The organism is Nonomuraea sp. NPDC001699 (assembly GCF_053596455.1).
On sequence record NZ_JBSFGF010000006.1, the window covers coordinates 209,008 to 230,251 of the forward strand.

General features: G+C 71.9%; 16 protein-coding genes. 7 read left to right on the top strand and 9 right to left on the bottom strand.

Translation table 11 applies throughout. From position 1 onward, the window contains the following. Positions 1 to 46: 46 nt before the first annotated feature. Both ACWCSU_RS20285 and ACWCSU_RS20290 read right to left on the bottom strand, forming a co-directional pair. On the bottom strand, positions 47 to 2,317 hold the full coding sequence (locus tag ACWCSU_RS20285; protein ID WP_449936672.1) for an alpha-L-fucosidase: 2,271 nt from the start codon (positions 2,315 to 2,317) through the stop codon (positions 47 to 49). Between the two features lie 30 nt (positions 2,318 to 2,347). Then, positions 2,348 to 3,568 (bottom strand): ROK family protein, encoded by a 1,221-nt coding sequence (locus tag ACWCSU_RS20290; RefSeq protein ID WP_449936674.1) that lies wholly within the window; start codon positions 3,566 to 3,568, stop codon positions 2,348 to 2,350. 155 nt (positions 3,569 to 3,723) lie between these two features. On the opposite strand from ACWCSU_RS20290, the gene ACWCSU_RS20295 reads away from it, so the two are divergent. Genes ACWCSU_RS20295 through ACWCSU_RS20325 form a run of 7 tightly spaced genes read left to right on the top strand, consistent with a single transcriptional unit; the run spans position 3,724 to position 14,454 of the window. Further along, complete coding sequence (locus ACWCSU_RS20295; RefSeq protein WP_357700487.1) at positions 3,724 to 5,022, top strand: ABC transporter substrate-binding protein; 1,299 nt, start codon at positions 3,724 to 3,726, stop codon at positions 5,020 to 5,022. Continuing rightward, a complete protein-coding gene (locus ACWCSU_RS20300; RefSeq protein ID WP_357700489.1) occupies positions 5,022 to 5,981 on the top strand; it encodes a carbohydrate ABC transporter permease in 960 nt (319 codons plus the stop codon). Before ACWCSU_RS20295 ends, ACWCSU_RS20300 begins: the two co-directional genes overlap by 1 nt. Then, on the top strand, positions 5,978 to 6,862 hold the full coding sequence (locus tag ACWCSU_RS20305) for a carbohydrate ABC transporter permease (RefSeq protein ID WP_357700491.1): 885 nt from the start codon (positions 5,978 to 5,980) through the stop codon (positions 6,860 to 6,862). The genes ACWCSU_RS20300 and ACWCSU_RS20305 overlap by 4 nt, the downstream gene beginning before the upstream one ends. Positions 6,863 to 6,894: 32 nt before the next feature. Then, positions 6,895 to 7,881: a Gfo/Idh/MocA family protein gene (locus ACWCSU_RS20310; RefSeq protein ID WP_449936676.1), complete on the top strand. Its 987-nt coding sequence runs from the start codon at positions 6,895 to 6,897 to the stop codon at positions 7,879 to 7,881. After that, positions 7,878 to 8,906, top strand: coding sequence for a Gfo/Idh/MocA family protein (locus tag ACWCSU_RS20315; protein ID WP_449936677.1), 1,029 nt, complete (start codon positions 7,878 to 7,880; stop codon positions 8,904 to 8,906). Before ACWCSU_RS20310 ends, ACWCSU_RS20315 begins: the two co-directional genes overlap by 4 nt. Beyond that, positions 8,903 to 12,601: a carbohydrate-binding protein gene (locus ACWCSU_RS20320; RefSeq protein WP_449936679.1), complete on the top strand. Its 3,699-nt coding sequence runs from the start codon at positions 8,903 to 8,905 to the stop codon at positions 12,599 to 12,601. The genes ACWCSU_RS20315 and ACWCSU_RS20320 overlap by 4 nt, the downstream gene beginning before the upstream one ends. Beyond that, positions 12,598 to 14,454, top strand: a complete 1,857-nt coding sequence (locus ACWCSU_RS20325) for a DUF5107 domain-containing protein (protein ID WP_449936682.1) — start codon at positions 12,598 to 12,600, stop codon at positions 14,452 to 14,454. The genes ACWCSU_RS20320 and ACWCSU_RS20325 overlap by 4 nt, the downstream gene beginning before the upstream one ends. Before the next feature lie 10 nt (positions 14,455 to 14,464). Here ACWCSU_RS20325 and ACWCSU_RS20330 read toward each other — a convergent pair whose 3' ends face one another. Genes ACWCSU_RS20330 through ACWCSU_RS20360 form a run of 7 tightly spaced genes read right to left on the bottom strand, consistent with a single transcriptional unit; the run spans position 14,465 to position 21,234 of the window. After that, the gene (locus ACWCSU_RS20330; RefSeq protein ID WP_449936684.1) at positions 14,465 to 15,322 is read right to left on the bottom strand and encodes a GNAT family N-acetyltransferase; all 858 of its coding nucleotides are present in this window, start codon (positions 15,320 to 15,322) and stop codon (positions 14,465 to 14,467) included. Then, positions 15,319 to 16,293: a hydroxyacid dehydrogenase gene (locus ACWCSU_RS20335; RefSeq protein WP_364100893.1), complete on the bottom strand. Its 975-nt coding sequence runs from the start codon at positions 16,291 to 16,293 to the stop codon at positions 15,319 to 15,321. Before ACWCSU_RS20335 ends, ACWCSU_RS20330 begins: the two co-directional genes overlap by 4 nt. After that, on the bottom strand, positions 16,277 to 17,293 hold the full coding sequence (locus tag ACWCSU_RS20340) for a dihydrodipicolinate synthase family protein (protein ID WP_449936686.1): 1,017 nt from the start codon (positions 17,291 to 17,293) through the stop codon (positions 16,277 to 16,279). The genes ACWCSU_RS20335 and ACWCSU_RS20340 overlap by 17 nt, the downstream gene beginning before the upstream one ends. Beyond that, complete coding sequence (locus tag ACWCSU_RS20345) at positions 17,293 to 18,315, bottom strand: NAD-dependent epimerase/dehydratase family protein (protein WP_357700506.1); 1,023 nt, start codon at positions 18,313 to 18,315, stop codon at positions 17,293 to 17,295. Before ACWCSU_RS20345 ends, ACWCSU_RS20340 begins: the two co-directional genes overlap by 1 nt. After that, on the bottom strand, positions 18,315 to 19,160 hold the full coding sequence (locus ACWCSU_RS20350; protein ID WP_357700508.1) for a carbohydrate ABC transporter permease: 846 nt from the start codon (positions 19,158 to 19,160) through the stop codon (positions 18,315 to 18,317). The genes ACWCSU_RS20345 and ACWCSU_RS20350 overlap by 1 nt, the downstream gene beginning before the upstream one ends. Continuing rightward, on the bottom strand, positions 19,157 to 20,011 hold the full coding sequence (locus ACWCSU_RS20355) for a carbohydrate ABC transporter permease (RefSeq protein ID WP_357700510.1): 855 nt from the start codon (positions 20,009 to 20,011) through the stop codon (positions 19,157 to 19,159). The genes ACWCSU_RS20350 and ACWCSU_RS20355 overlap by 4 nt, the downstream gene beginning before the upstream one ends. Then, positions 20,011 to 21,234: an ABC transporter substrate-binding protein gene (locus ACWCSU_RS20360; RefSeq protein ID WP_449936688.1), complete on the bottom strand. Its 1,224-nt coding sequence runs from the start codon at positions 21,232 to 21,234 to the stop codon at positions 20,011 to 20,013. The genes ACWCSU_RS20355 and ACWCSU_RS20360 overlap by 1 nt, the downstream gene beginning before the upstream one ends. Positions 21,235 to 21,244 lie beyond the last annotated feature (10 nt).

Here is a 21,244-nt window from a genome sequence, read left to right on the forward strand (position 1 = left end):
CCGCGCACCCGCACGGCGATCGGCGCCTTGTGGTCGGCCGTCTTTGCTAGCGGCCTCTCACCCGTACCTCTGCCAGGGCCAGGGGATTGGTGGCCGAGGAGAGCTGGATGCGCACGTGCCGCCCGGTCGTGCCGGCGGGCAGCCTGATCGTGCTGGGCCGCCCGGCCTGCTCCTGCACGTGCACGGCGGTCACGCCCGGTGCCGTGCGGGCCGCTTCCAGGCCGTCCGCGGTGATCGGCTGCTCGGAGGACATCACCCAGTAGTCCCGCAACCGGTCGGCGCAGCAGTCGGTGCGGTTCCAGATCTCGACGCTGTCCAGGTCGGCCGAGGCTCCCAGATCGACCTGCCACCAGGCTTCCTTGGCCGGTTCCGCGGTGTGGCTGACCGAACCGTTCCAGAAGTCGCCGTTGGTGTTGCCGTCCACGGCCCGCGAGGCCGGGGCGTCGTAGCCGGTGCTCTGCTGGGTGGCCGGCTTGCCCTGGGCCAGGTTGGGCAACACCACCGAGACGGGCACCGGGTACGGCACGCGCAACCGGCCCGACTTGAGCGTTGCTCGCATCGGCATCGCGGCGGGCTCGGCCCCTTCTGGCACGGTCACGGTGACGGGCACGTCGGCGCTCGCCCCGCCCGCCAGGTTGCCGATCCTGGTGTTCGCCGCGTTCACCGTCCAGCCTTCGGGCGCGGTGAGTTCCAGCGAGGCCCCGTGCAGCGGCTTGGAGCCGGGGTTGGTGACGGTCACCTTGCCGCTGAAGGTCTCACCGGCCTCTACGAACTCGGGCAGATCGGTGCCGAAGCGCGGCAGGGCCGACACGCCGGGCGTCTCGATCTTGAAGGAGTAGGCGTACTGCCCGGTCTCGGCGGGGGTGGTGACGACCACCCGGCCCTGCTCGTCGCGCTGCCACCGCAGCGGGCCGCTGTCGGAGCCGAGCAGCGTGATGCGCGTCCCGGGGGCGACCGGCACGTCCGCGCCCAGGGTGAGCTGCTCGCCCGGCCACTTCAGCGCGGTGGCGTAGAGCACGCCGTCCTTGACGGTGTACCGGAGGTCGTCCGGGCCGCCCTTCTCCTCGGCCCGGTTCCAGTACGTGGTGCCGTACATGGCCTCGCCGTTGACCTTCAGCCAGGAGCCCATGTCCAGCAGCCGTTCGCGCTGCACCTCGGGGATGGTGCCGTCGGCCTTCGGGCCCACGTCCAGCAGCAGGTTGCCGTTCTTGCTGACGATGTCCACGAAGGAGTCCACGAGCTGGTCGGAGGTCAGGTAGTCCTCGATGGGCTCGTTCTGGTTGTAGCCGTAGGAGTGGGCGATGCCGCGGCTGGACTCCCACTTGACGGGGTCGATGTCCGGCTTGACGGAGTACTCGGGCGTCTGGAAGTCCAGCTCGTGGCTCTCCAGCGCGCCGCTCTCGATCTTGCACCGGTTGGCGACCGCCACCTCCTTGCCCTTCTTGGCCGCCTGGTTGTAGTAGTCGGCGATCACCCCCGCGGTCTGCCACTGGGCGGCCGAACGGTCCCACTGGCCGTCGCACCACAGGATGTCGGGGTCGTAGCCGTCGATCAGCTCGCGCATCTGCGGGAGCATGTAGTCCTTGACGTAGTCGCCGCTCTGCGGAGCCCCGGTGTACGGCACGGGCTGACCGGTGTACGGGTTGGTCGCCGGCTGGCCGGTGAACAGCGGGTTGTACCACTCCATGAGCGAGTAGTAGAAGCCCGCGCGCAGCTTCCCGTCGGCGCGGGCCGCGGTGAACAGCTCCTTGGCCAGGTCCCGCTTCGGGCCCATCGCCATGGTGTCGCGCTCGCTCACCTTGCTGTCCCACAGGGCGACGCCCTCGTGGTGCTTGGAGGTGAGGACGAAGTACTTGGCCCCGGCGTCGTTGAAGAGCTTGACCCAGTCGGCGGCGTCGAACTTCTCCGCCTTCCACTGCTCGGCGAAGCGGTCGTAGGAGAAGTCCTGGCCGTAGGTGTCCCGGTGGTAGCTGTTGGTCGCGTTGCCGGGGGAGTTCATGTAGTACCAGTACCACTCGGCGTAACTGCCGCGCGGGCCCCAGGCCGGGACGGAGTACGCCCCCCAGTGGAGGAAGATGCCGAACTTGTCGTTGCTGAACCATTTGGGGGTCGGATGACTGTTCAACGATTCGACGGTCGGCTCATAGGGGCCGTCTGTCGCTGCCTGGGCAGGAGCAGGCAGACATCCGATGATGCTGAGCATGGAGACGGCGAGAAGTCGACGTAAGCGGGCCATGGCCACTCCAAAGCGGGGGAGAGATTGGAGGAAACGTAGCCCGAGCTCCAGGGCATCGGCAAGAGCTGTGCGCAGATTCATCCGATGTCTGTCCTGAAGGGCGAGACGGCGTCACGCCCCGGCTCCGCCCGCCGCCGTGGTCCACCGCCACGGCGGGACGTCGGTGCTGGACAGCGTCTGCCCGCCGGAGGCCACCGCGTAGAGCCGCTCCAGGACGGTGTTGGCGGCCAGCCCGGCCGCGCCGGTGATCGACCCGCGTTCCTTCAGCGTCGAGGGCACGATCGGCGGCGCCGGCCGTACCGTGCACAGGGCCTCGACGTGCCGGCGGAGCGGCTCCAGGAAGGTGTCGCCGGCACGCGCGTTGCCGCCGCCGACCACGACGATCTCGGGGTCGATCGCGAGCACGAGCGCGGCGATGCCGATCGCGATCTCCCCGCTGAACCGGTCGACCGCCTGGACGGCCGGAGCCTCGCCGTCGGCCGCGGCGGCGAACACCTCCTCGCGGTTGAGCCGCCGTCCGTCGGCGAGCCGCACGTCGTGCAGGAACTCCTGGGCGTGCTCCCAGCCGAGGTGCGGCAGCGCGCCGATCTCGCCGGCCGCGCCGTTCGCGCCGCGGACGACCATGCCGTTCAGGACGAGCCCCGCCCCCGTGCGGTTGCCCGAGTGCACGTAGATCGTCGAGGTCGCGTCGGTGGCGCTGCCCTTCCACGCCTCGGCGAACGCGGCCAGGTTCGAGTCGTTCTCCACCGCGATCGGGCACTCGAAGTGCGGTTCCAGCGCCGCGCGCACGCTGAAGCCGGCCCAGCCCGCCGCCCCCTTGGTGATGACGTCCTGGTAGACCACGGCGGGCACGGCCGCGCCGATCGCCCAGACCTCGGCCCGCCCGCGCCCCTGCTCGGCGAGCAGGCGGTCGACGACCCGCACGGCGGCGGCGACGAGATCGCCGGGGGCCTGCGAGACGGACGAGGCGACCGCCCCCGCGGCCAGCACCTCGCCGTTCAGGTCGGCGATCTCGGCCCTGGTGGTGTGCTGGCCGAGGTCGATGCCGACCACGACCGCCGCCTCGGCCCGGAAGCGGTAGCGGCTGGCCGGCCGACCGGCGCCGGTCGGGGCCAGCGGCTCGACCGGGACGGCCCAGCCGAGCGTGACGAGGTTGGCGACGACGGAGTCCGCGGCGGTCTTCGAGAGCCCCGTGGCCTGGGCGACCATGGGGATGGTGAGCGGCTCCCGCCGGATCGCCTCGATCACGGCCAGGGAGTTCAGGCGCCGTAGCCGCGACTGGTCTCCGGCGCGGCGCAGCGGGCTCTGCTCACGTCCGAACAGCACACTCATCCACAACCCTCTCGATTCCTGCGGCGTCGGGTGACGCACGGAGTACGGGTCAACCTCTTCCATTAATACAGAAACTGTCTTTATTATTGCGCAGCGCAGTCCCGCCTCGCGTCGCACGGCACCCCGTAGACGCCTGCCCCCAGAAGGGAACAGCAATGCGCAACAGCATCCGCGTCACGGCCGTCGTCAGCGCGCTCCTCGTCCTGAGCGCGTGCGGCACGAAGCTCCAAGGCGGCGAGCCCTCCGGCGCCTCGCCGGACTCGAACGCGAAACCCCTGGTCTACTGGGGAAAGTGGGCCAAGGGCACCCCGCAGGCCACGCTCTTCGAGAGCATCATCGCCGACTACGCCAAGGAGACCGGGCGCAAGGTCGACGTGCAGTGGCTCGGCAAGGCCCAGGAAGAGCAGATCAAGAACGCGATCGCGACCGGGGAGGGCCCCGACCTCTTCGACACGGCGATCGACCACACCGCCGAGTTCCGCGCCGCCGGCGCGCTCGGCGACATGGCGGACGTCTTCAAGACCAAGATCCCCGGCGAGAACGCCACGATCGAGCAGGTCCTGCCGAAGAGCGTGCTGAAGGCGATCAGCGACGACAAGGGCTACGGGTTCGTGCCCCACAGCGTCTTCTCCGTGGGCCTCTGGTACGACGCCGCCCGCTATCCCGACTTCGCCACCACCCCGCCCAAGACCTTCGGGGACTTCCTCGCCGTCGCGGGCAAGGAGAAGGCCGCGGGCCGCCGGCCGATCGCGCTCGACGGCACGGTCAACTCCTACAACGCGTTCTGGCTCTACCAGCTGCTGCTCTCGACGGCGGGCCCCGGCGCGCTGCGGCAGCTCGCCGAGGACCCCGGCGCCTGGGACCGTCCCGAGGTGAAGCGGGCCGCGACCGAGCTCGAATCGCTCGTCGAGGCCGGGCTCTTCCAGCCCGACCACATGGCCACGAAGTTCCCCGACGCGCAGAACGCGTGGGCGGCCGGCGACCACACCTTCAACCTGAACGGCACCTGGCTCGGCAGCGAGACGGCCTCGCTCCGCGCCCCGGCGGTCAAGGCGCGCATCATCTCGTTGCCGCCGGTGGACGCCTCGAAGGGCTCGGCGGTCACGATCGGCGCGCTCGGCTGGGGGATGAACCCGAAGTCGAAGAGCCGGCAGGCGGTCGCGGACTTCCTGGCCTTCGCGATGCAGAAGAAGTACATCGACCGGATCGCGACCGACGCCGACAACATCCCGTCGCGCGCCGACTCCCCGGCCCCCGAGGCGCTCACCTCGATCCAGGAGTCGATCCGCACCGCGACGGCGGTCAGCCTCGACTTCGACGGCGTCGCCACCGTGGCGCCCAAGTGGTTCAACGACGTCTTCCTCCCGCTCGACGACAAGCTCGTCGGCGGCTCGATCGACGCCGCCAAGTTCCTGGCCGAGGGCAAGGCGCAGACCGCCGAGCTGGGCGAATAGTGGTCGCGGACACCATGGCGCGGCCCAAGGCACGCCGAGGGCGGGCGGCGGCCGACGGCGGCGCCCTGCACGTCGAGCGCCGCCGGCTGTACCTCCCGTTGCTGCTGCCGGCACTGATCGCCTACCTGCTCTTCTTCGTCGTGCCGTCGGTCTTCGGCGTCGTGCTCAGTTTCGCCGAGTGGTCGGGGCTGGGCACCGAGTTCTCCTGGGTCGGCCTCGCCAATTACGCCGAACTCCTGTCGAGCCGGATGTTCCTGTCGTCGTTCCTGAACACCGTCCTGCTGACACTGATCGTCGGGGCGGCGCTCTTCCTCGTCGCAGTCGCCGCGATGGTCGCGCTGCGCACCGCTCGCGCCGGCGCCTTCATCCGGTCGGCCGTCTTCCTGCCGTTCATGATCTCACCGATCGCCGTCGGTCTCGCGGTCTCGTTCCTGTTCAACCCGAAGGGCATGGTGAACAGCGTCCTCGGACTGGCCGGCCTGGACGCGCTGCGCCAGCCCTGGCTCGGGCCCGAGCTCATCTTCCGGGTGATCATGGCCGGGGTCGTGTGGAGCGCGGCCGGCTTCTACGTCGTCCTGGTGATGTCCGCGGTGGACGGGATCCCCCCGAGCCTGTACGAGGTGGCCCGCATCGAAGGCGCCGGCCTGATCCAGCAGTTCAGGTACGTCACCCTGCCGCTGACCCGGGACATGATCGCGATCGCCGCGGCCCTCTGGGCGATCGCCGGCATCAAGACGTTCGAGATCGTCATCGCCTTCGTCGGCACGGCGGGCACCCCTCCGCCGGAGGCCAGGACCCTCGCCGTCGAGCAGTACCTGCGGGTCACGGGCGGACGCGTCGGCGGCATGGCGCAGCTCGGCGAGGCGGCCGCCATCGGGGTGGTCATGACGGCCATCACCGTCGGGCTGATCGTGCTGTCCCGCCGCATCCAGCGGCGCGACCGGCTGGAGTGGTCATGACCGGCTCCGCCCGACGCCCGGCCGACGTCTTCGGCGCCTCGCTGATCGTGCTCATCAGGGCCGGTCTCTGGCTGTGGGTGCTCTTCAACGTCGCCATGGTCGTCTGGGTCATGCTGAACTCGGTCAAGACCTCACGGTCGATCTTCGCGAACCCCGTGGGGATGCCCGACACCTGGATGTGGGAGAACTTCGCCACCGCCTGGTCGGACTCGGGGCTCGGGGCCGCCGCGCTCAACTCGGTGGTCCTGGTGACCGTCTCGGTGGCGCTCATCATGGGGCTCAGCATCCCGGCGGCCTACGCGGTGGCGCGGCTGGGCGGCCGGTCGAGCGGGCCGGTCGCGACGTTCTTCGCCGTCGGCATGAGCATCCCGTTCCAGGCGTTCGCCGTGCCCATGGTGCTCATCGGCGTCGGCCTGTCGAGGTTCATGATCGACTGGGTGACGGGGGCGTGGGATCCACGCGTCACCGTCGCGCTCTTCTACGTCGTGCTGAGCCTGCCGTTCAGCGTCTTCGTGCTCATCGGCTACTTCCGGTCGCTGCCCGGCGAGCTGGAGGAGGCCGCGGCCCTGGACGGCGCGACGCCGTTCAGGACCTTCTGGCGGATCATGGTCCCGCTCGCCAGGCCCGGCATCACGACCGTGGCCGTGCTGAACGTGCTGAGCCTGTGGAACGAGACCGTGATCGTGCTGATGCTGGTGCCCAACCAGCGCATGCAGACGCTGAACGTCGCGCTGCTCAACTTCTACTCCAACATGCAATACACCTCGAACTGGGGCGGGCTCTTCGCCGGCGTCGTCATCGTCGTGCTCCCCATGATCGTGATCTACCTCTGGTTCGGCCGCCGCATCGTCAACGGCATGACGCAAGGCATCGGCAAATGACTGACAATCGCGCGGAAACGGATGGTCACCCCATGCACGGAACGGTCGGACTCATCGGCGCGGGCGGCATCGCCAACGCGCATCTACCGGCCTGGCTCGACCTCGGCTACGACGTCGTGGTCTTCTCCGTCGCCGACGACGCGGAGCGGCTCATCGCCCGGCACGGCGGCGGGCGGTCCGTGGCGGGCCTGGAGGAACTGCTCGGCGCGGCCGACGTCGTCGACATCTGCACGCCGACGCACACCCACCGTGAGCTGGCGCTCGCCGCCCTTGAGCACGGCCTCCCGACGGTGTGCGAGAAACCTCTGACCCGCACACTCGGAGAGGCGGAGGACCTCGTCGCGCGGTTCGCCGCGGCCGGGGTGCCGCTCTTCCCCGCCCACGTCGTCCGGTACTTCGCCGAGTACGAGGAGCTGTGGCACGCGGTGACGCGCGGCGACGTGGGCCGCGTCGGCGTGCAACGCCACACCCGCCAGGGACGCAGCCCCCAGAGCGGCTGGTATCTCGACGAGCACCGCTCGGGCGGCGTGCTCCTCGACCTCATGATCCACGACATCGACGTCGCCCGCTGGATCGGCGGCGACGTCGAGCGGGTGTTCGCCCGGACGAACGTCGTGGACGGCAGCCAGAGCACGCAGGCGTTCCTGACGCATGCCGGGGGCGCGATCTCGGTGCTCACCGCGACCTGGACCACCGCTCCGATCGAGTTCCGGACGCAGTTCGAGGTCGCGGGGTCCGACGGCGTCCTGCACGGCGACTCCGCCGAGCGCCGCGCCTTCCGCTACGAGGGACACGCCGAGCCCGGCGCGGACCTCCTTCCCGATTTCTCCCCTCTCACCAGCCCCTATCGCGCCGAACTGGCGGATTTCATGCGGTCCATCGCGACCGGCGCAGCGCCGAGGGTCACCGCCCTCGACGGCCTTGAGGCCATGCGCATCGCGGACGCCGTGGCCCGCTCGGCCGCCGCCGGCCTGCCCGTCGACCTTCAGCCCACCAAGGAAGAGGTTTCTGCCGCATGAGGATCGGAATCCTCTCCTTCGCCCACCTGCACGCGACCGAGTACGCCGCCGCGCTGCGCCGTGCCGGCGACGTCGAGATCGCGGCGTGCGACGCCGGCCACGCCGACCGCCCCACGGGGGAGCTCGGCGGCCGTGCGCTCGCCGACGAGCTCGGCATCGGCTGGTTCGAGACCGAGGAGGACCTCTGGGCCTGGCGGCCGGACGGCGTGGTGATCTGCGCCGAGAACGTCAGGCACCGCGAGCTCGCGGTCCGCGCCGCCGCCGAGGGCGTGCACGTGCTGTGCGAGAAGCCGCTGGCGACGTCGCTCGCGGACGCGGCCGAGATGCTCGGCGCCGCCCGCGCCGCGGGCACCGTGCTGATGACGGCGTTCCCGGTCAGGTTCGCCCCCGCCTACGCCGAACTGCGCGCGGCGGTACGACACGGCGACCTCGGCCGGATCGTCTCCATCGCGGCCACGAACTGCGGCGGCGTGCCCACTACCCGGGACTGGTTCGTCGACCCGGCGCGCAGCGGCGGAGGCGCCCTGACCGACCACGTCGTGCACGTGGCCGACCTGCTCGCCGACCTCCTGGACGAGGACCCCGTCGAGGTGTACGCCATCGCCAACACGATCCCGAACCCGGCGCAGAACGGCGCCGCCGCACCGGTCGAGACCGCCGGGCTCGTCTCCCTGCTCTACCGCGACGGCGCCATCGCCTCGATCGACTGCTCCTGGTCGCGCCCGCCCGGCCGGCCCAACGCCGGCGACCTGGTCACGCTGACCGTCGTCGGCACCGAGGGCGTGGCCGAGATCGCGCCCTTCGCCGGCGTCCTGACCGGCTGGAACAGCCGCGGCGCGGTCGCCGCCGGGTACGGCGCGCCGCTGGACGACCTGCTGATCCGCGCCTTCCTCGACGCGGTGCGCACCGGCGAGGCCCGCCAGCCGGACGCGACGGCGGGCTACCGCACCGTCGCGCTGGTCGAGGCGGCGTACCGGTCGCTGACCGAGACGGCCCCCGTGCGCCTTGAGATGGAGACCCGATGAGCAGCCGCCTGCTCGGCGCCGCCCTGTCCGTAGTGGTCGCCGCGGCCCTGGCCGTCGTGCCCGGTCACGCCGCCGCGGCCACGACGGTCGCCGAGACGCCGACCCCCCGCACGACGGTCACCTTCACCGACACCCACGAGGTGCTGCACGGCAACCCGTACACCGGCACCGCCTTCGACATCAACTCGCCCAAGCCCGCGGGCCAACGCGGCTGGGTCTTCGCCGACGACCCCGCGATCACCGCGTTCATCGACGGCAAGGAGAAGATCCCGGACGAGGCGGACATCGTACGGCTCCAGATCGCATGGGCCGACTTCGAGCCCGACGACGACGCCTTCACCTGGGACCGCCTGGACGCGTTCATGAAGCGCATCGTCGAGCAGGGCAAGACCGTGGAGTTCCAGCTCCTCATGTCCGAGGCGCCGGACATCGAGAACGACCCGAGCGTCTTCGCCTACGAGTACCCGCCCGCCTGGCTCTTCGACAAGCTCGGCGCGGGGTTCCGGCTCGCGCCGTACAACACGGTCTACAAGTCACGGCAGCCGATCTACCACGACCCGATCTACCTCGCCGAGCTCAAGGAGGCGGTCGGCGCCTTCGCCGCCCGATACGACACGAACCCGGGGATGGCCTGGGTCGACCTGCGCGCCTTCGCGCTGTTCGGCGAGTGGTCCGGCTGGAACGACGCGATGAACTTCCCCTGGCCCGACAACGCCACCCGCTCGAAGACGCTGCGCGCGATCATCGACATCTACGCCGACGCCTTCACCCGGACGATGGTCATGATGCCGAACCCCGGCGCGGACGTCGTCGCGACCGACCCCGACGCCGACACCCAGGCCAAACGGTACGTCGCCTTCGGCTACGACCAGGCCGCCCGCAACGAGAACTGGGGCCTGCGGTCCGACACGGTGAACAGCGCGTTCCCGTGGATGCAGTACGGCACCGGCAGCGAGAGCGTGTGGATCAACCGCAAGCTCCGCCGTGACCTCATCCAGGTCTCGGAGGGCGCGGGCTGGGACAGCGGGATCATGCTGAACAACCCGCGGCTCGTCGTCAAGAACGCGCTGGAGGCCTACCACTCGAACCTCCAGGGCATCAACAACACGAGCTTCGCGCAGTGGCAGGCGATGAAGGACGCGTACGGCGAGTGGTTCACGACGCTCGGGCGCTACTCCGGCTACCGGTTCGTCATGCCGCGGGCGACGTACGACTCGCAGGTCACGGCCGGTGGCCGGTTCACGCTCGCCCACACCTGGACCAACAACGGCGTCGGCTTCAGCCCGCGCAAGTACCCGCTGGAGGTGCGCTTCACCGACCGTGCCACGGGCGAGGTGGTGTGGCGCGGCACCGACGACTCGCTCGACCAGACGAAGTGGTTCAAGGGGGACGTGCGCGAACTGCGCTCGGTGTTCACGCTGCCCGCGGGCGTCCCCGCCGGAACCTACGACGTCGGGGTCGCCATGCTCGGCGCCGACGGCAAGCCGCGCATCGAGCTGGCCATGCCGGACGGCGCCGGCAAGGTGTACCCGATCGGCACGATCAAGGTCGTGCCCGAGGTCACGCGTCCGGCGGCGCTCGCCGCGCCGCTCACCCAGTTCAGGATCGAGAACGAGGACTACACCGAGGCCAAGGGCGCGTACGGCGTCGAGGCGCCGCCCGAGGGCGGCTTCGGCTCGGTCTACCTGGACGAGGCCGGTGAGTGGGCCGAGTACGACAACGTCGTGGTGCCCGCGAGCGGGACCTACCGGGCCGAGTTCCGCGTGTCGTCGGAGCAGGGCAACCGCTTCCGGGTCGAGGTGGACGGCCGGGACGCGCTGGGCACGGTCACCGTGCCGGACTCCGGCGGCTACAACGTCTACCGGACCGTCGAACGCGACCTCACCCTTCCCGAGGGCCGCCACACGATCCGGATCATCCGCGAGGACGGCCGCTGGTTCTTCATGAACTGGATGCGGTTCACCCGCGAGCGGCCCGAGTCGATCACGATCCAGGCCGAGAAGCCCACCGCTCAGGAGGGCGTCTGGCTCGCCGCCGAGGACGCGGTCAGCGACGACGGCACCCCCGGCGTCTCGGTCGTCGACACCGGCGACTGGCTGCGGTACGACGACGTCGAGGTGCCCGCGAGCGGCGACTACCTGCTGCAGTTCCAGTACTCCACGGTCAACGCCGACCCGCTGACGTTCCGGGTCGAGGTCGACGGGACCGACGTCTCGGGCGGGCTGAGCCTGCGCGACACGGGCGGCGTCAACCGCGTCCGGACGGAGGACTTCGTCCTCCCGCTGACCGCCGGCACCCACTCGATCAAGGTGGTGTGGACCGAGGCCCACTCCAACATCGTGTGGAACCGGATGCGCTTCGACCTCCAGGGCGCCGCCGAGCAGACGATCGAGGCGGAGCACTACACCATGCAGTGGAACCTGGGCCAGGAATGGGCCTGGAAGGGGGCCGACACCGGCGTCGTCGTCGGCACGTACCAGGGCGCCGACGGCCCCGTGCGCGCGGTCGGCCACGTGGACGAGGGCGACTACCTGCGCTACGAGAACGTCCTCGCGCCGCACACCGGGCTCTACCGGGTCGCGTTCACCGCCGCGTCCGGCAAGGCCACCTCCTTCCGCTTCGAGGTCGACGGCGACCGGTACCCGGTGCACGTGCCGGACACCGGTGGCGACGGCCACTTCACGACCGTCGGCACCTGGGTGAAGCTCACCGCGGGCGCGCACACGTTCCGGATCGTCGCCGAGGGGACGGGCCTGCTGCTCGACGCGTTCACCGTCACCGCGGGCACCGCCGCGACCAAGGCGCTCGTCGCGACCGGCGCCACCGCGCTCAAGGCCGGCCAGACCGCCACGATCACCACCGAGGCCGTGCACGCCGACGGCAGCCGCACCCCGGTCTCCAACGGCGTCACCTACGTCAGCTCGGACCCGTCGGTCGCCACGGTGGACGCGCACGGCGTGGTGAAGGCGGCGTCCTGGGGATCGACCACCATCACGGCGATCTACGACGGCCTCTCGGACGGCTATTCGCTGACCGTCACCGACCCCGCGCTGCTCCTCACCCACGTCAACGACGACGACCCGCGAGTGACGTACTCCGGCGCCTTCGGCGTGGACCGGGGCCGCGGACTCGGCGACTACGGCGACGACGTGCACTACTCCACCGAGAAGGGGGACTACGCCGAGCTCACCTTCACCGGCACCGGCATCAGCTTCCTCACCGAGCGCTACACCGACATGGGGGTCGTCGACCTCTACGTGGACGGCGAGCTGCGGGCCTCGGCGGACTGCTACGGCCCGGTCCGGCAGGGGCAGCAGCGGGTGTTCCGGGCGAGCGGCCTGGAGCTGGGCGAGCACACGATCCGCGTCGTCAACAGGCAGAGCGCCGCCGACACCGGACGGATCGCCATCGTCGACGCCTTCGTCGTCGAGGTGCCGCGCCCGTGGGCCGACGGCGCCGAGCTCACCGTCACGAAGAAGCAGAACTCGGTGCGGCTCGCCTGGCCCAGGTCGCCGATCGCGACCGGCTACGCCGTCTTCGACGGTGACACCGAGGTCGCCCGCGTCCCGGCGAACAAGACCAAGGCGAAGCTCGCCGCGCTCGCGCCGGGCTCGGCGCACACGTTCACGGTACGTCCGGTGCTGCCGGGCGGCGCCGTGCTGACCTTCGGACTGACCGCAGAGGTGACGCCATGACCTCCTTGCGCAAGGGACTGCTCCGGATCGAGGGAGCCGCCGACCCGGTCTCCGGGACGCTGCCGATCCTGACCGGCGTGCCCCCCACCACCGGGGACGGCGTGGGCGTCGACGACGAGATGCGCCGGAACCTGGCCTACGGCCGGCCGCGCTCGCTCCTGCCCTACACCCGCCAGTGGGGGTACGGCCGCGAGCGCGCCGAGCGCGAGCTGCCCACGGTGGTCCTGGAGAACGACCTGCTCACCGCCACGTTCCTGCCGGGGTACGGCGGGCGCCTGTGGTCCCTCGTCCACCGGCCCAGCGGCCGGGAGCTGCTGCACCGCAACCCGATCCTCCAGCCCGCCAACCTCGCCCTGCGGGACGCGTGGGTCGCCGGCGGGGTGGAGTGGAACCTGGGCACGACCGGGCACTGGCCGCTGACCTGCGAGCCGCTGCACGCGGTCCGGGCCACCGCCGCCGACGGGACGCCGGTGCTGCGCATGTTCGAGTTCGAGCGGCTGCGGCGGTTGATCGTGCGGATCGACGCCTGGCTGCCCGCCGGGTCGCCGGTGCTCTACGTGCACGTCTCCCTCCACAACCCCGCCGACCAGGTCACGCCGGTCTACTGGTGGTCCAACATCGCCGTCCCGGAGAGCGCGGGGAGCCGGGTGCTCTGCCCGGCCGATCGCGCCTTCCACTTCGACTACGTGAGCGATCTGCGGCACGTGGACTTCCCCGGCGCGGACGGTGCGGACGGGGCCGACCGCAGCTACCCGGCGCGGGCCGTCCGGGCGGCCGACTACTTCCTGGACCTGCCCGAGGGGGAGCGCCGCTGGATCGCGGCCCTGGACGAGGCCGGGTCGGGGCTCGTCCAGACCTCCACCGGCAGGCTGCGCGGGCGCAAGCTGTTCTGCTGGGGGGCCACGGCCGGCGGCCGGCAGTGGCAGGAGTGGCTGTCCGGCCCCGGCTCGCCGTACCTGGAGATCCAGGCCGGGCTCGCCAGGACCCAGCTGGAGCACCTGCCGATGCCCGGCGGCGCGACCTGGTCCTGGGTGGAGGCGTACGGCCGGCTCGACGTCGACGCGGCGGCCGCGCACGGGAACTGGCGGGAGGCGTGCGCGGCGACGGCCGAGGCGCTGGAACGGCTCGTCCCTCCCGCCCGGCTGGACGAGGCGCTCGGGGAGGCGGCGTCCTTCGGGCCGCCCGAGGAGTGGCTGGCCGAGGGCTCCGGCTGGGGCGGGCTGGAGGGACTCGACGGCTTCCCGCCGCCGGGCCCCGCACAGGAGCCCTGGGGGCGACTACTGGCCACCGGCCGGCTGCCGGTCTGCGACCCGCCCGCGCCCCCGATCACCGGCCGGCGCTGGAGGGAGGCGCTGGAGGGCAGCGCGGACGACTGGCACGCGTACTACCACCTGGCCCTGATGCGCCTGGCCGACGGTGAGGACGACGCGGCCCGCGACGCCTGCGAGCTGTCCGTCGGCGCGCGGAGGACCCCATGGGCGCTGCGCGTCCTGGCCTTCCTCGCCGCGTCGCCGCAGGAGGCGGCCGACCTGCTGCTCGAAGCCCACCGGCTGCGCCCGGACCTGCGGGAACTGGCCGTCGAGACCCTCGACGCCCAGCTCGTGGCCGGGCGGTGCGAGGCGGCGCTCGCCCTGATCGAGGAGCTGCCCTACCGCGACCACGGCCGGATCCGGCTGGCCGAGGCCAGGGCCGCGCACGCGACCGGCGACGACGACCGCCTGCGCCGCCTGCTGGCGGAGGGCATCCGCGTCGACGACCTGCGCGAGGGCGAGGTCTCCCTCGACCGGCTCTGGCTGGCCGTCCACCCCGGCGAGCCCGTCCCGCCCCGGTACGACTTCCGCATGTCCGGATGAGCCCCGGCTGTCAGAAGTAGTCGGCCGGCCAGTGGGCGGCGTTCGCCGCGCCGACCACGGGCGCCGGGTCGCCCAGGACCGCGCGGGCCATCCCCGTGCGGTCCCGCTCCGGGACGACGCTCGCGAACAGGTGCGGCAGGGCCGGGTCGTCCCAGGTCAGCCTGGCCCTGCCGGTGCCGACGCCCCTGGCTTCCGCCTCGGCGGCCAGGGCGGAGAGCACCTCGGGCACGTCCCCGGCGACCTCCAGCACGTCGAGCACGCCGCCCTCCCATCGGACGGCGGCGTACCCGGCGTCCCCGGCCAGCAGCTCGACCGGGTCGCCGTACCAGATCGGCAGCCGGTCGCGCCAGTGCGCCTCGTCCCGCACGGCGGTCAGCGGACGCCGCGCGTTGTGCCGGTCGTACAGCTCACGCAGGAGGGTCGCGTCACCCGCGGCGAGCCCGCGCAACCTCCGCCCGCCCGCGGCGGGCCGGCGCAGCGGGCCGGACACGGTCCGCAGCTCGAAGACGGACCACTCCTTGTAGACCCCGGGCGTGCCGGTGAACAGCAGCGACCAGGCGCAGCCGTCGGCCGCCATCGCCTCGGTAGCCATCGCCAGCAGCCGCCGGACGTGCCCCCGGCCGCGCACCGACGGATGGGCGGCGACGTTGGCCACCCCGCCCACCAGCACCTCGCCGCCCAGGCCGTCGTGGACCCGGCGCGGCAGGTAGTACACGCACGCCGACACGTCGCCGGTCACGAACGTCCTGCCGTACCGGCCGGGGTCGGTCTCGTACAGGGGCACCACGTGCGGGGCGTCGAAGCAGGCGGCCCACAGCGCGTGGAGCGCCTCGCGGTCGCCGGGACGGGCGGTGCGCAGCGGCGTCACCCCATCCTCCCCAGGTGCTCCGGCGTCACCTCGTGCTCCAGCGGGACGCCGCCGGCGTACCGGGCGATCTCCTCGACCACCAGCCTGCCCTGGCGGGCCCGGCCCGAGTCGGTGCCGGCCGCCTGGTGCGGGGTGAGCAGCACGTTCGGCAGCCCGCGGAAGGGGTGCCCGACCGGCAGCGGCTCCTCGTCGAAGACGTCGATCGCCGCGTCCAGCCGTCCCGTGCGCAGCTCGGCCAGCAGGGCGGCCTCGTCGACCAGCCACGACCGGGCGGTGTTGACCAGCCCGGCGCCGTCGGGCATCAGCGCCAGCTCCCGCGCCCCGAGCAGGTGGCGCGTCTCCGGCAGCGCCGGGGCGTGCACGGCGACGATCCGGCTGGTGGACAGCAGCTCGTCCAGCTCGACGGCGCCCTCGTGGTACGGGTCGGCCACGGTGACCTCGGCGCCGAGCGCGCGGACCAGGTCGAGGTAGGCGCGGCCGGTCCTGGAGGCGCCGATGACGCCGATCGGGCAGCCGAGGATCTCCCGCCTGGCCGGCGCCCGCTCGGCCTCCTCCCACGGCAGGCCGCCGCGCAGGGCGTGGTCGAAGCGGTGCACCTGGTGCAGCAGCGCCAGCGTGAAGGTCAGCGCCACCTCCGCGACCGACCGCGCCATGCCCGCGCCCGCCTGCGTCACCCGGACGCCGCGCGCCCACAGCTCGCCGGTGACGAACGGCTTGACCGTCGCCCCGGTGTGCGCGACCAGGCGCAGCCCAGGCGCCCGGTCGAGCAGCTCGGCGGTGAGCGGCGGCACCCCCCACGACGTCACCAGCACCTCGGTGCCGGGCAGCGCCTCGGGCAGCGCGCGGTGGTCGTCGATCAGCCGCACGTCCCCCAGGGCGGTCAGGGCGGCGGGATCGGGGAAGAACTGCGCACGCAACCCCGGCGGGACGCTGACCAGGACGCGCACGGGGGAGTCAGGAGAGCCAGGCATCGCGGTGTTCCGCCACGAAGTCGTCGTCGGTCAGCCACGGGTAGGCGGCGCTGACGCGGGTCAGCTCCTCGGCCTGGCCGGGGGACAGGCCCTCGGCGGGGTCGAGGCACCAGGTGCCCGCCAGCAAACCCTGCCTGCGCAGCACCTCGTGCACGCCCGCGATGCACCCGGCGAAGGCGTTGGCGGCGTCGAAGACGGCGGCGTTGGCGTCGGTGAGCGCCGTGGCCCGGCCCCACCACGGCGCCGGGTCGTCGCGCAGGCCCTCGGCCATCTCCACCGCCGCCCGGGTCCACACCGCCCACTGGCCGAGCAGCCCGCCGACGAAGCGCGCCCCGCCGGGCAGCTCGGCCAGCAGGTCGCCGATGATGTGGTCGTCGTTGCCCGTGTACAGCGCGACCTGGTCGGCCCGGTCGGAGGCGGCCACCCCGTGCGCCACGTCCAGCGAGCGGTAGCGGTCGAACGCCGCCACCTTCACCGCGACCGTGGACGGCTGGTCGGCCAGCGCCCGCCAGAAGCCGCGCGACAGCACCGGCCCGCCGATGGCCGTCTGCAGGTAGAAGCCGACGACCGGCAGCACCTCGCCCACGGCCGCGGCCCGCGCCAGCAGGTCGCCCTCGGAGGCGCCCGGCACGACCGGCGACAGCAGCACGGCGTCGTACCCGAGGGAGGCGGCCAGCTCGGCCTCGGCCACCGCCTGCGCGGTCGGGCCGCACGCCCCGGCGACGAGCACCGGCGGCTCCCCGGAAGACCGCCGGGCGGACTCCCGGCTCACGTCGGCGGCCAGGCGGAGGACCGGCTCCAGCAGCCCGGCCCGGCGGATCTCGAACTGGGTCGTGTGCACGCCCACGGCCAGGCCGCCGGCGCCCGCCGCCAGGTAGTACCGGCTGAGGGCGGCCTGGCGGCGCTCGTCCAGCGTCCGGTCCGCGGTCAGCGCGAGCGGGTGCGCGGGGATGACGGTCCCCGCCCGCAGGCGCGACAGCGCGGCATTCGGCGTGAGCATCAGAATCTCCCGTCTCGTACGGCGAACTTGGTGGGTTTGCCCGACGTCGGCAGCCCGGCGGACAGCCAGGCGGCCTGCCAGTCGACGAGCGTGCCCAGCGGGACGTCCGGGTAGCCGAAGAGCCGGTGACAGAGGGTGGCGTCGTTCAGCAGCGCCGTCGCGGCCTCGGACCCCTCGAAGGACACCGGCGTGCCCAGGCGCGCGCCGAAGGCGGCGGCCACCCGGCGCACCGAGGCGGTCTCGGGCCCGGTCAGGTTCAGCGTGAACGGCGTGCCCGACGTGGCGTGGGCGAGCGAGCGCAGCACGACCTCGTTGGCGTAGCCCTGCCAGACCACGTTGACGTGGCCGGTCGTCACGTCCACCGGGGCGCCGGACAGCACCCGCTGCCCGATGTCGGCGAGCACGCCGTACCGCAGGTCCACCGCGTAGTTGAGGCGGACGAGCGTCACGGCCGTGCCGCGGGTGGCGGCCGCGTGCTCGAAGATGCGCTCGCGTCCGAGGCAGCTCATCGCGTACTCGCCCACCGGCCCGACCGGGTCGCCCTCGGCGCTGCCGCCCGACGAGACGGGCACCAGCGGGTAGACGTTGCCCGTGGACAACGCGGCGACGCGCGCGTGGCCGTACCTGTCGGCGACGCGGGCGGGCAGGGCCGCGTTGACGACCCAGGCGAGGTATGGCGCGGCCGACGTGCCGAACTTCGCCCCGACCATGAAGACCACGTCCCCGGCGTCGGGCAGCGTGCCCAGATCGCCGTCGAGCAGGTCGAAGGGGACGACGTCCACGCCGTGCGCGGCGAGGGCGCCGGCGGCCGCGCGGTCGGACCAGCGGGAGACGGCGAAGACGCGGTCGGCGCCGCGCCCGGCGGCGTCCAGGCCGCGCCGGGCCAGGCGGCACAACGTGGGCCCCATCTTGCCCCCGGCGCCCAGCACGACCAGGTCGCCGGAGCCGGCGGCGAGGTCGGCCACGAGCGACTCGGACGGCCGCGTGAGGCGCTCTTCCAGTTCGTCGACGGAGGTGAACATCAGCCCTTGATCCCCGACATCGTGACTCCTTCGGTGAAATAACGCTGGCCGACCAGGTAGGCGGCGAAGATCGGTACAAACGCGACCGTGGCCCCGGCCAGCACCACGCTGAGCGGCACGTTCTCCGTCTGCAGGGAGGCGATGCCCACGGTCAGGGTGCGCATGTCGGCGCCGCCGCCGATGATGAGCGGCCAGAGCAGGTCGTTCCAGTGCCACAGGAAGACGAAGACGCCCAGCGTGGCCAGGATCGGCTTGCACAGCGGCAGGACGATCCTGATGAAGATCCGCCACTCGGAGGCGCCGTCGAGCCGGGCCGCCTCGAACAGCTCGTCCGGCAGGCCCATGATGAACTGCCGCATGAGGAAGACCGCCTGCGCGTTGGCGAGCGTCGGCAGGATCAGCCCCCAGTAGGTGTCCACCCCGCCCAGCTCGGCGATGAGCATGAAGGTCGGGATGAGCGTCACGTGGTAGGGCACCATGACCATGGCCAGGAACGACCAGAACATGGGCTCGCGGCCGGGGAACCGTTTCTTGGCGAAGGCGTACCCGGCCAGCGAGGCCAGCAGGAGCACGGCCACCACGCTGACCACGGAGTAGATCAGCGTGTTGACCGTCCAGGTGACCAGGTCGCGCCCGCCCAGCACCTCGCCGTAGGCGCCGAAGTCGACCGGCCAGGGCAGCATGCTCTCCGGGAACGTCACGGCCGTGCCCGGCTTCAGCGACAGCACGACCATCGCGTAGAAGGGGAACAGCGTGACCGGCGTGGCGACGGCCAGCAGGACGAACCTGACGACCTTCCCGCCCCTCGTCGGCTCCAGCGCCTTGTACGAGCGATACTTCGTCACTTCGACCTCCCGATGATCAGGCGCTGGATCAGCGCGACCACGAGGGTCATGACGAACAGCGCGACGCCGATGGCGCTGGCGTAGCCGAAGTCGAAGTTCTTGAACGCCTGCTCGTACAGGGCCATGACCAGCGTGAAGCTGCCGTGCGCCGGGCCGCCGCCGGTCATCACGTAGACCAGGTCGAACACCTGGAAGGAGTTGGTCGTCTCGATGACGGCGACGAAGAACAGCGCGGGGCGCAGCTGCGGGGCCACGATGTAGCGGAACCGCTGCCAGGTGGAGGCGCCGTCGGTGAGCGCGGCCTCCTCCAGCTCCCGCGGCAGGTCCTGGAGCCGGGCCAGGACGATCAGCATGCCGTACCCGAACCTGGACCAGACCGAGACGATCACCAGCGCCGGGATGACCAGCGTGGTGGAGGCCAGCCAGGACTGCCCGGTGAGCTTGGTGATCGGCCCCTCGGAGGAGAACAGCCAGGTGAAGACCGTCCCGGCCAGGACCAGGCTGGTGACGACGGGCAGGAAGAAGACCGAGCGGAAGAACGCGGCCCCGCGGAAGGCGCGGCGCACCAGCAGCGCCATGCCCACCGAGGCCGCCATCGACGCCGGCACGTACAGGATCGTGTAGATCAGCGTGATGCGCAGCGACTCCCAGAAGACGGGGTCGGCGGCCATCCGCCGGTAGTTGTCCACGCCGGTCCACTCCGGGCTGGCGCCGATGGAGGAGTCGAAGAACCCCAGCAGCACCCCGGCGACGGACGGGCCGAACCGGAACAGCAGGAAGAGCAGGAGGCACGGCAGGACGAACAGCAGTCCGGTCCGCGCCTCCCACCGCCTGACGTCGATCGCCGCCATCAGCCACCCAGCAGCGCGTCCGCGGCCTTGGCCGCGTCGGCGAGCGCCTGCTCGGGCGTCTTCTTGCCGATCAGCGCGGCCTGGATCTCGGGAGCCAGGACGCCCATCACGTCACGCGCCTTCTCGTGCAGCGGCCCGGCCGTGGTCAGGTCGAGCGCCTTCTCCACCTCGGCCTGCACCGGGTCGTCCGCGTACAGCGAGCCGGTGGACTTGCGCGGCGAGAAGTAGCCGGAGGCCAGGTCGTAGGCCTTGCTCGGGGCCGCGCCGGTGGCGAAGCCGATCCACTTGCCCGCCGCCTCCTTGTTGTCGGAGGCCTTGAGCAGGGACAGCGAGCCGACGGTGCCGTAGGCGACCTGCTTGGCGTCGGTCAGCGGCGGCAGCACCTTGATGTTCTCCTTGCCCCAGAACGACTCGACGTCGGCGGGGAGCTGCTGCCAGGTGCAGGCCACCTTGTTCTGCGCGGTCCTGGTCTGCTCGAACTTGGGCAGCCCGGTCAGCAGGTCCTTCTCCACGAAGCCGCCGTCGGCCAGGTTCTTCAGGAACGTCAGCGCCTTGACGCCCTCGGGGCCGCCGAAGGCCGCCGACTTGCCGTCGGGGCTGAACACGTCGCCGCCCGCCTGCCACAGCAGCGGGTAGAACGACTGGTTGAGGGTGGCGGCGGGGTCGGCCCAGTAGTTGGTGACGTCCACGTCCTTGGCCTTGAACTTCGGGGCCAGGGTGAGCACGTCGTTCCAGGTCTTGGGGAACTCGGTGATCCCGGCGGCGTCGAAGGCCTTCTGGTTGCAGACCAGCGGGTTGGCCGACATGAGGATCGGCGCGCCCATGACCTTGCCGTCGATGGTGACCGACTTCAGGGCGTTGTCCCGGTAGTCGGCCTTGTCGGCGAGGTAGGCGTCCACCGGCTCCAGCGTCCTGCCGTACTTGGGGAGCTGGTCGGGGATGAGGTAGACCACGTCGGGCGCCTTGTTGCCGGCGATCGCCGTGGACAGCGCCTCGTCGCGCTTGGCCCACGGGTAGATCTCGACCTTGACGTCGATGTTCGGGTTGGCCGCCTCGAACGCCTTGGTCTGCTCGTCCCAGAACGCCTGGTGCTTGGCCTGGTCGGCGATGTTCGGGTAGATCCACATGGTCACGGTCTGCTTCTCGTCGCCTCCGGAGCCGCCGCCGCAGGCGGTCAGGGTGCCGAGGGCGGCCGCAGCGGCGGCCAGCGCGCGCAGTCGCATGATCGTTCCT